Genomic DNA, 9,417 nt, shown 5'->3' on the forward strand with positions numbered 1-9,417 from the left:
ACCCCATTGCCGGGATGGCGTCGTCCGGGTGCCGTTGGCCGCCCGGTGCCCGCCTGCCCCCGGTGCCCCTGACAGAATGCGAGGGGCAGAGGTGTACCGCAGATGAGGAGACGCAAGTCGTGATCCGTACCCATGACGCCGGCAGCCTGCGCGCGACGGACGCCGGCACCACGGTGACGCTCGCCGGGTGGGTGGCCCGCCGGCGCGACCACGGCGGTGTCATCTTCGTCGACCTGCGCGACGGCTCCGGTGTGGTCCAGGTGGTCTTCCGCGAGGAGGACGCGCACGCGCTGCGCAACGAGTTCTGCGTGAAGGTCACCGGCGAGGTGACCCGCCGCCCCGCCGGCAACGAGAACCCGGAGCTGCCCACCGGCGAGGTCGAGGTGACCGCCGCCGAGCTGGAGGTGCTCTCCGAGGCGGCCCCGCTGCCGCTGCCGGTGGACGACCAGGTCGAGGCCGGCGATGACATCCGGCTCAAGTACCGCTACCTGGACCTGCGCCGCAGCGGCCCGGCCAACGCGATGCGGCTGCGCTCGCGGGCCAACCACCTCGCCCGGGGCGTGCTGCACGAGCGGGACTTCCTGGAGATCGAGACCCCGACGCTGACCCGCTCCACCCCGGAGGGCGCCCGCGACTTCCTGGTCCCGGTCCGGCTCCAGCCCGGCAGCTGGTACGCCCTGCCGCAGTCCCCGCAGCTGTTCAAGCAGCTGCTGATGGTCGGCGGCATGGAGCGGTACTACCAGATCGCCCGCTGCTACCGGGACGAGGACTTCCGTGCCGACCGGCAGCCGGAGTTCACCCAGCTCGACATCGAGATGTCCTTCGTCACCGAGGACGACGTGATCGACCTCGGCGAGGCGATCGTCTCGGCGCTCTGGAAGGACCTCGCCGGGCACGAGATCTCCCGGCCGATCCCGCGGATCACCTGGCACGACGCGATGGCCCGGTACGGCTCCGACAAGCCGGACCTGCGCTACGGCGTCGAGCTGACCGAGCTGACCGACTACCTGCGCGGCACCGGGTTCCGGGTCTTCGCCGGCGCGATCGACGCGGGTGGCTACGTCGGCGCGGTGGTCATGCCGGGCGGCGCGAGCCAGAGCCGCAAGGAGCTGGACGGTTGGCAGGACTGGGCCAAGGCGCGCGGCGCGCGCGGCCTGGCGTACGTGGTGCTCGACGCGGAGACCGGCGAGGCGCGCGGCCCGGTGGCGAAGAACCTCTCCGCCGAGCACCTCGGTGGGCTCGCTGACGCGGTCGGCGCGAAGCCGGGCGACGCGGTCTTCTTCGCCGCCAGCACCAATACCCGGGAGGCGCAGGAGCTGCTCGGCGCCGCCCGCATCGAGATCGCCAAGCGGGCCGGCCTGATCGACGAGAGCGCCTGGGCGTTCTGCTGGGTGGTCGACGCGCCGATGTTCGAGCGTACGGACGAGGGCGGCTGGACCGCCGTGCACCACCCGTTCACCTCGCCGAACGCCGAGTGGGTCGACCGCTTCGAGGAGGCGCCGGACCGGGCGCTGGCCTACGCGTACGACATCGTCTGCAACGGCAACGAGATCGGCGGCGGCTCCATCCGTATCCACCGCGGCGACGTGCAGAAGCGGGTCTTCGACCTGCTCGGCATCACCCCCGAGGATGCGCAGGACAAGTTCGGCTTCCTGCTGGAGGCGTTCAAGTACGGCGCCCCGCCGCACGGCGGCATCGCGTTCGGCTGGGACCGGGTCTGCATGCTGCTCGCCGGCGCCGAATCGATCCGCGAGGTCATCGCCTTCCCGAAGACCCGGGGCGGCTTCGACCCGCTGACCGGCGCGCCGACGCCGATCACCCCGCAGCAGCGCGCCGAGGCCGGCGTCGACGCGAAGCCGAAGGCGGCTACCGGCCCGCACGCCGGCACCGCCGGTCCGGCCGCCCCGGTGGCCGACCCGGTCTGAGCCGTCCCCACCTGATCGAGCGGTCCGCGTCATGATGGCGCGGACCGCTTGATCGTTTCAGGGAACAGGGATCGGAATGACACTGCTCGTGGTGGGGGCCAGCGGCTTCCTCGGCGCGGAGATCTGCCGGCAGGCGGTGGCCGCCGGGGAGCGGGTGGTCGGGACGTACCACTCGGCCGCCGTCGCGGTGCCGGGCGTCGAGGCACGCCGGCTCGACGTCACCGACCGGACCGCCGTGTGCGCGCTGGTCACCGCGGTACGCCCCGACGCGGTCATCGGCACCCCCTACCGGTACGCCGACTGGGTGGTCACCGCCGACGGGGCGGCGCACATCGCGGTCGCCGCCGCCGAGGTGGGCGCCCGGCTGGTGCACCTGTCCAGCGATGCGTTGCACGGCGGCCGACCGTCGCCCTACCTCGACGACGAGCCGCCCACCCCGGTCTTCCCGTACGGGGCGGCGAAGGCGGCGGCGGAGACCGCGGTCCGGGCGATCGATCCGGGGGCGGTGCTGGTGCGGACCTCGCTGATCGTGGGGGAGGGGAGCAAGCAGATCCGGCTGTGCCGGGACGCGCTCGCCGGCCGGGCGGCTCTCTTCACCGACGAGTTGCGCTGCCCGATCGACGTTGTCGACCTGGCCGCCGCAGTCCTTGAACTGGTGCCCTCGGGGTACGCCGGCCCGCTCAACGTGGCCGGCCCGGACGCGGTCAGCCGCGCCGAGCTGGGCCTGCTCGTCGCCCGCCGGGAGGGGATCGACCCGGCCGGGATGAAGACCAGCGCCGGTGCCGCCTCCGGTCTGCTCCGCCCCACCGACGTGCGCCTCGACTCCGCCCGAGCCACCGGCCTGCTGCGCACCCGGCTGCGCGGCATCACCGAACTCCTCGCCTCCTGACCGTCCCGCCGGCGCTGTCGGATCATGCACACTTTCTATGCACAACTCTTGTGCATAGAAAGTGTGCACGCATATTGTGCATCCATGGAGAACGACGAGACGCCGGGGCGGCCGGCCCCACGCCAGGTCCGGCTGGACCATCGAAAGGTGCGGGTGCTGGCGCATCCGCTCCGGATGCGACTGCTCGGGGCGCTGCGGGTGAAGGGTCCGGCCACCGCCACCACGCTCGCCGCGCTGCTCGGCACCAACACCGGGGCCACCAGCTACCACCTGCGCCAGCTCGCCGAGGTGGGGCTGGTCGTCGAGGATCCGGACCTGGCCAGCGGCCGGCAACGCTGGTGGCGGTCCGCGCACGACGTCACCAACTGGGAGCCCACCGATTTCGATGACGACCCGGACGCCCGGGCCGCGATCGAGTGGATCGAGGGCGAACAGGTGCGCCTGCTGGTCGAGCACGCGGAGCGGTGGTTTGCGGAGCAGCACGACTGGTCGCCGGCCTGGCGGGACGCCTTGGGCATGGGCGACATCTTCATGACCATCCCGCCGAGCCGGCTGGAGGCGCTCAAGGCGGACCTGTGGCAGCTGCTCGAGCGCTACCGCAACGAATCAGATCCCGCTGAGCCGGACGCCGCGCCGGTGCAGGTCTTCCTCGCCGCCTACCCGCTGATCCAGGAGATGCGATGAGCGCGCTGTCCGTACGCCAGGTCCGGTTCCGTTACCTCACCCTCTACGGCCTGCGCTGGCTGCCCGCCGGCCTGATGATCCCCGTGATGATCCTGCTGATGCAGGAACGCGGCCTGTCGCTCACCCAGATCGGCCTGGTCGGCACCGCCCAGGGTCTGATCGTCCTCGCGTTGGAGCTGCCGACCGGCGGGCTCGCCGACGCGCTCGGCCGCAAGCCGGTGCTCGTGGCCGCCTGGGTGGTCTGCCTGGCCTCGCTGGCCATCTTCGCGGTGGCCGACTCGTTCTGGCTCTTCTTCCTGTCCTGGGCTCTGCAGGGCGTCTACCGGGCGCTGGACAGCGGACCACTGGAGTCCTGGTACGTCGACGCCACCCTCGCCGCCGACCCGGACGCCGAGTACGAGCGGGGCCTCGGCCACGCCGGCACCGTCATCGGCATCGCCATCGGCGCCGGCGCGCTGCTCAGCGGCGGCCTGGTCGCGCTGGGTCCGGTCGGCCCGGTCAGCGCGCTGACCCTGCCCATGCTGGTGGCCATCGCCCTCCAGATGGTCGCCCTGATCGTCCTGCTGATGCTGCTGGTCGAGATCCGGCCAGCCAGGGGCGCCGGCGCGCTGCGGGCCTCGATGATCGAGGCGCCCCGGATGGTCGGGCAGGCGGTCGGGCTGCTGCGCCGCTCCCGGGTGCTGCTCGCCCTGGTCTGCGTCGAGCTGTTCTGGGGCTTCGGCATGGTCACCTTCGAGGGACTGCTGCCGGTCCGCCTCGCCGAGGTCATCGGCGACGCCGACCGGGCGGCGGCGCTGCTCGGCCCGGCCAGCTCGGTGGCCTGGCTCGCCAACGCGGCGGGTGCCGCGCTGACCCCGCTGCTGCTGCGCCGGCTGGGCGCCGCGCCCAGCGCCGCGTTGATGCGCGTCCTGCAGGGCGTGACGGTGGTCGGGATGGGTGTCTTCGCCGGGCCGGTCGGGGTGCTCATCGCCTACCTGGCCTGCTACACCGTCCACGGCGCGTCGAACCCGCTGCACATGGGCCTGCTGCACCGCCAGGTGGACGGGCCGTACCGGACCAGCGTGCTCTCGCTGAACTCGATGATGGCCCAGCCCGCCGGGGCGCTCGGCGGGGTGGTGCTGACCACCCTGGCGGACCGCACCAGCATCAGCACGGCCATGCTGGTCGGCGCGGTGGTGCTGGCCGTGGCCGCGCCGCTCTACCTGCCGGCCTGGCGCGCCGGCCGGAACGCCGCGCCGGTCACGGCGGACGAGCCCGGCGACGCCCTCCCGGCTCCGCCGGCCGGTCCCGGCGACGCCCTCGCCGGCGCGCCGGCCGGTCCGGCTCCGGCGGTGTCGCCCACGCCCGCCGACTCGGCGACCCAGGCGGGCGCCGCGGCCCGGGCGAGCTGAGCGCCAGCGGGCAGGAGGGACCCCTGTGATCCGGAACGCGATGCCGGGGGTCCCGCCTGCCCGATCAGCCGAGGTGGACCGAACTGCGTGCCACGCTGCCGGTGTAGCCGAGCCGGCGGTAGATCCGGATCGCGCCGACGTTGTCCGTGTAGACGCCGAGCGCGACGAGGCCGTACCGGGCGGCGAGGGCGTGGGTCATCCCGGCGGTCAGCGCCGCGCCCAGGCCCCGGCCCCGCCGGTCGGTCGCCACCGTCAGGCCGGCCAGGAAGCCGATGTCGCCCCGGCTGCGGTCCGCCCCGCAGGCCACCAGGCGGTCGCCGTCGCGGATGCCGTACCAGTCGACGATGCGCGGGTCGCCGGGCCGGGAGGTGGTGGTCGGGAAGGACGCCTCGATCAGCTCCGTCAGGGCCGGGTGGTCGGCCTCGGTGAGGCGGACCACCCGCTCCTCCTCCGGCTGGGGCGGCGGTGCCGCGGTGGTCCAGAGGAAGTCCCACTCATCCAGCCGGGCCACGGTCAGCCGGGCCGTCACCTCGCCCCGGTCGGCCCGCGGCAGGTGCAGCCACTGACCCGGACGCAGCACCCCGTCGGCCACCAGGCCGGCGAAGATGTCCAGCGCCGGACCGGGGGCGCCGATCGCGCCGCCGGCCGGCCCCTGCTCCGGCGGCAGCAGCCAGCCCACCGTCCCGTCCCGTCGCCAGCCGCGGGCCTCATGGTCGCGCCAGAGCGCGTGCCGGGCGTACGGGTGGTGTCCGGTGGCGGCCAGGAGAGCGTCGCGACCCGTCAGCACCTGGTCGGCAGTGATCATGCCGCCAGCCTACGAGAGGAGTACCGATGACCGAGTTGAGCTCCGTCCGTCCGGTCGAACTGGCCAGCGGCCGATGCGCCCTGCGGGAGTGGCGGGACGACGACGCCGAGGCCCTGCACGCCCTGACCAATGACCTCCGCGTCACCGAGTGGGTGCTGGACGAGGCGCCGCCCTCCCTCGACGACATCCGGGCGGCCTTGCCGGCGTGGCGGCGCGAGGTGGCGGGCGAGCCGCGCCTGCACTACCGGCTGGCCGTCGTGACGGGCGACCGGCCGGTGGGCCTGGGCAGCCTGACGGTGGAGAGCCCGGCCCACCGCCGGGGTGAGATCGGGTACGTGCTCCATCCCGACCACTGGGGGCGCGGCCTCGGCACCGAGGTCGCCCGCCTGCTGCTGCGCCTCGGGTTCGGGGAGTTGGGCCTGCACCGGATCGAGGCCACCACCCGTCCGGACCATGCCGCCTCCCGGCGGGTGCTGGAAAAGGCCGGACTGCGGTCGGAGGGGGTCAGCCAGGACCACCTGTTCGTCCGCGGCCGCTGGTGGGACTCGGAGCGGTACGCGGTGCTCGCCACGGACCGGTGAGCCGACGGGCCCGGCTCCAGGGTGGAGATTGACGAACCGACCGATTGGGTACATCAGGCGCTGACCTACTGGGACCCCCACCGGAGGAACAACATGCTCGCCATTCTCGCGGCCATCGTGTTCGGCTTCGCGCTGCTGCTCGACTTCCTGAACACGAACCTCGGCGCCCCCGATCTCTTCAACAACTGGACCCTGGCCCTGATCGGCTTCCTGCTGCTCTCCCTCTACCTGGCCGGCGTCGGCGCCGGCCCGCGCGGCGGTGGCGGCGGTGGCGGCGGCGGCCGCTGGTACCGGGGTCGTCGTCCGGGTCGCGGCTGACCGGAAAAGACCATCCCGGGCCCGGTCCGCGGCGCGATTCCTGCGTCGCCGGCCGGGCCCGGTACTGTCTTCGTGATGGAGTCCGACGCCCTTTTCACCCTCGGCGAACCCGCCGGAGCGCCCAGCGCCCCCACGGGTTCCGGTGGCGTCGACGGGTTCACCGCCGTCGGGGAGGATTCGCCCCTGCCGGTCCGGATGCGACCGGCCACCATCGACGAGCTGATCGGGCAGGACCACCTGCTCGCCCCGGGCGCGCCGCTGCGGCAGTTGGTCGGCGGCGCGGCGCCCATGTCGGTGATCCTCTGGGGGCCGCCGGGCAGCGGCAAGACCACCATCGCCCACCTCGTCGCCCGGGCCACCGACCGCCGCTTCGTCGCGATGTCCGCGCTCTCCGCCGGGGTGAAGGACGTCCGGGCCGTCATCGACACCGCCCGCCGGCAGCGCCGCGCCGGCGGCCCGCAGACCGTGCTCTTCATCGACGAGGTGCACCGGTTCAGCAAGACCCAGCAGGACTCGCTGCTCGCCGCGGTGGAGGACCGGACCGTCACGCTGCTGGCCGCGACCACCGAGAACCCGTACTTCTCGGTCATCTCCCCGCTGCTGTCGCGGTGCGTGCTGCTCACCCTCCAGCCGCTGGACGACGACGCCGTACGCGGCCTGCTGCGCCGCGCGGTCGCCGACGAGCGCGGCCTGCGTGGCGCGCTCACCCTGGCGACGGACGCCGAGGACCACCTCGTACGCCTCGCCGGCGGTGACGTCCGCAAGGCGCTGACCGCCCTGGAGGCGGCGGCCGCCACCGCCACCGCGCTCGGTGCGGGTCGGATCGACCTGACCACCGCCGAGCAGGCGGTCGACGTCGCGGCCGTCCGCTACGACCGGGACGGCGACGCCCACTACGACGTGACCAGCGCGTTCATCAAGAGCATGCGCGGCTCGGACGTGGACGCGGCACTGCACTGGCTGGCCCGAATGCTGGTCGCCGGCGAGGACGCCCGGTTCATCGCCCGCCGCATGGTGATCTTCGCCAGCGAGGACGTCGGGATGGCCGACCCCACCGCGCTGAGCGTCGCCACCGCCGCGGCGCACGCCGTGGAGTACGTCGGCCTGCCGGAGGTGCAGCTCAACCTCGCCCAGGCGGTGATCCACCTGGCCACCGCCCCGAAGTCGAACTCGGCCACCACCGCCATCGGCGCGGCCATCGCCGACGTGCGGGCCGGTCGCGGCGGTTCCGTCCCGCGCGGGCTGCGCGACGCGCACTACTCCGGCGCGCGCGGCCTCGGGCACGGCGCCGGCTACCGCTACCCGCACGACGACCCTCGCGGTGTGGTCACCCAGCAGTACGCTCCGGACGATCTCGCCGGAACCGACTACTACCAGCCCAGCGGGCACGGCGCCGAGCGGTCGGTGGCCACCCGGCTGCCGCTGCTGCGCCGGATCGTCCGCGGGCTGCCCGCACCGCCGGCGCGTGAGCACCCCGCACCGGCGGCCGTCAACGGTCGTCAGCCGACGGAACCGGGGCACGTCAGCGGGGCGGATGAGGGCGGCAACGACGCCGTCGGGGAGGGTCACCAGTGATGGCGCGTGGTCCGGAACGACCCGAGGACGGCTCCGACGAGCGGCGGGACCCCCGTGCCAAGGGCCGCCGGTGGGGGCGGGGCAGGGCCGACGCCGAGCCGGAGGACGCGGTCGGCGGCGAGGAGTTCGGCTGGATCGACGACCTGCGTACGGCCAAGCAGCAGCGTACGGAGCTGGGACCGGAGGGCGGCGGCCCCGGGCAGGCACCGCCGCCCGCCGGCCCGCCGTCGCGCCCCACGCCCCCGTCACCCGAGCCGGGCCGGGGTTCCCGGTCGGCGGCCGTGCCCCCGCCCGGGGTGGGTCGCCCCGGTCCCGACGGTCCGCCCGTCCGCCGTCCGGCCGAGCCGTCCCGGCCCCCGCGCCGCGAGGGGTCCACCGCCGCGCAGGGCGCGGTCCCGCCGACCGCCGACGGACCGCCCGGCCGGGCAAACACCGGTCCGGCCGGTGGCACTCCCGCCCGGGGTGGGCAGCGGCCCGGAACCGGCTGGCCGTCGCCCGGCCCCGGCGTGCCGCCGGAGGGCCCCCGTGCCACTCCGCCGCCCGGCACCGCCGGCCGGCGCGGTCCCGACGGGCCCGGTGTCCCGAAGTCCGCCCCGCCCACCTCGGGTGGGGGGCGGCGCGGGATGCCCGAGGGCTCCGATCCCGGTGTCCGTCCGGTCTCGGGCGCGGGTCGTCGCTCCGCCGCGGCGGGCGTCGAGGCCGGCCGCCGCGGCGCACCGGCCGGGGATCCGCCCCGGGGCTCGGCGACTCCTCCTGGCGGGCCCTACCCGGCCGTCGACCCGGCCACCGGCGCGCCGCGTCCCGGCCCGGGCGAGCCCGAGGGCCGGCGCCGCCGCGGACCGGCCCAGCTGGGGCCCGCCGACCGGAACGTCGCCGGTGTACCGCCCATGGTGGACGGACCGACCGGGGCCGGTGTGTCGCGCGTGGGCGGTCGTCGGCGTGCCGGTGAGCCCGATCAGTCGGTCGTGCCGAGGAGCGGCAACGCCCCGGCGGTGCCGGGGGACGTCACGTCGTCCGGCCCCGTCCGCTCCGCACCGGGTACCGACCCCGGACGTGCGGCCGACCGTCCCGCCGGTCCGGACGCGTCGACGGCTCGTCGGGCCGTTCCCGACGTTCCCGGGACGCCCACCGGAGGTCAGCCCGGGTCACCCACCTCCGCCGGGCGGCGCGGGATTGCCGACAACCCGGAGACGTCCGCCGGGCGGCGAGGGGCGCCGGACGGTCCGCCCGCCCCGGCGGGCCATCGTGC

8 protein-coding genes are annotated in these 9,417 nt (G+C 75.0%); 7 read left to right on the forward strand and 1 reads right to left on the reverse strand.

Translation table 11 applies throughout. From position 1 onward, the window contains the following. The first annotated feature begins 119 nt into the window (after positions 1 to 119). The 4 genes from aspS to SLP03_RS26800 all read left to right on the forward strand — a co-directional run bounded on the left by aspS (position 120) and on the right by SLP03_RS26800 (position 4,889). Positions 120 to 1,925: an aspartate--tRNA ligase gene (gene aspS, locus SLP03_RS26785; RefSeq protein WP_319463408.1), complete on the forward strand. Its 1,806-nt coding sequence runs from the start codon at positions 120 to 122 to the stop codon at positions 1,923 to 1,925. A gap of 76 nt (positions 1,926 to 2,001) precedes the next feature. Further along, positions 2,002 to 2,814, forward strand: a complete 813-nt coding sequence (locus SLP03_RS26790) for a sugar nucleotide-binding protein (RefSeq protein ID WP_319463409.1) — start codon at positions 2,002 to 2,004, stop codon at positions 2,812 to 2,814. Between the two features lie 84 nt (positions 2,815 to 2,898). Then, a complete protein-coding gene (locus tag SLP03_RS26795) occupies positions 2,899 to 3,498 on the forward strand; it encodes a helix-turn-helix domain-containing protein (protein ID WP_319463410.1) in 600 nt (199 codons plus the stop codon). Beyond that, positions 3,495 to 4,889: an MFS transporter gene (locus SLP03_RS26800; RefSeq protein ID WP_319463411.1), complete on the forward strand. Its 1,395-nt coding sequence runs from the start codon at positions 3,495 to 3,497 to the stop codon at positions 4,887 to 4,889. Before SLP03_RS26795 ends, SLP03_RS26800 begins: the two co-directional genes overlap by 4 nt. Positions 4,890 to 4,953: 64 nt before the next feature. On the opposite strand, the gene SLP03_RS26805 is transcribed toward SLP03_RS26800, so the two are convergent. Beyond that, complete coding sequence (locus tag SLP03_RS26805) at positions 4,954 to 5,694, reverse strand: GNAT family N-acetyltransferase (RefSeq protein WP_319463412.1); 741 nt, start codon at positions 5,692 to 5,694, stop codon at positions 4,954 to 4,956. Between the two features lie 26 nt (positions 5,695 to 5,720). Here SLP03_RS26805 and SLP03_RS26810 point away from each other — a divergent pair, with 26 nt between their 5' ends. The 3 genes from SLP03_RS26810 (at position 5,721) to SLP03_RS26820 (ending at position 8,168) form a co-directional block, all read left to right on the forward strand. After that, the gene (locus SLP03_RS26810) at positions 5,721 to 6,275 is read left to right on the forward strand and encodes a GNAT family protein (RefSeq protein ID WP_319463413.1); all 555 of its coding nucleotides are present in this window, start codon (positions 5,721 to 5,723) and stop codon (positions 6,273 to 6,275) included. Between the two features lie 93 nt (positions 6,276 to 6,368). After that, complete coding sequence (locus SLP03_RS26815) at positions 6,369 to 6,593, forward strand: hypothetical protein (protein WP_319463414.1); 225 nt, start codon at positions 6,369 to 6,371, stop codon at positions 6,591 to 6,593. 75 nt (positions 6,594 to 6,668) lie between these two features. Continuing rightward, entirely contained in the window at positions 6,669 to 8,168 is a 1,500-nt protein-coding gene (locus tag SLP03_RS26820; RefSeq protein WP_319463415.1) for a replication-associated recombination protein A, read from the forward strand. The last annotated feature ends 1,249 nt before the right edge of the window (positions 8,169 to 9,417 follow it).

Origin of the sequence: Micromonospora sp. RTP1Z1, assembly GCF_033804685.1 — a bacterium.
Taxonomy (GTDB): Bacteria; Actinomycetota; Actinomycetes; order Mycobacteriales; family Micromonosporaceae; genus Micromonospora.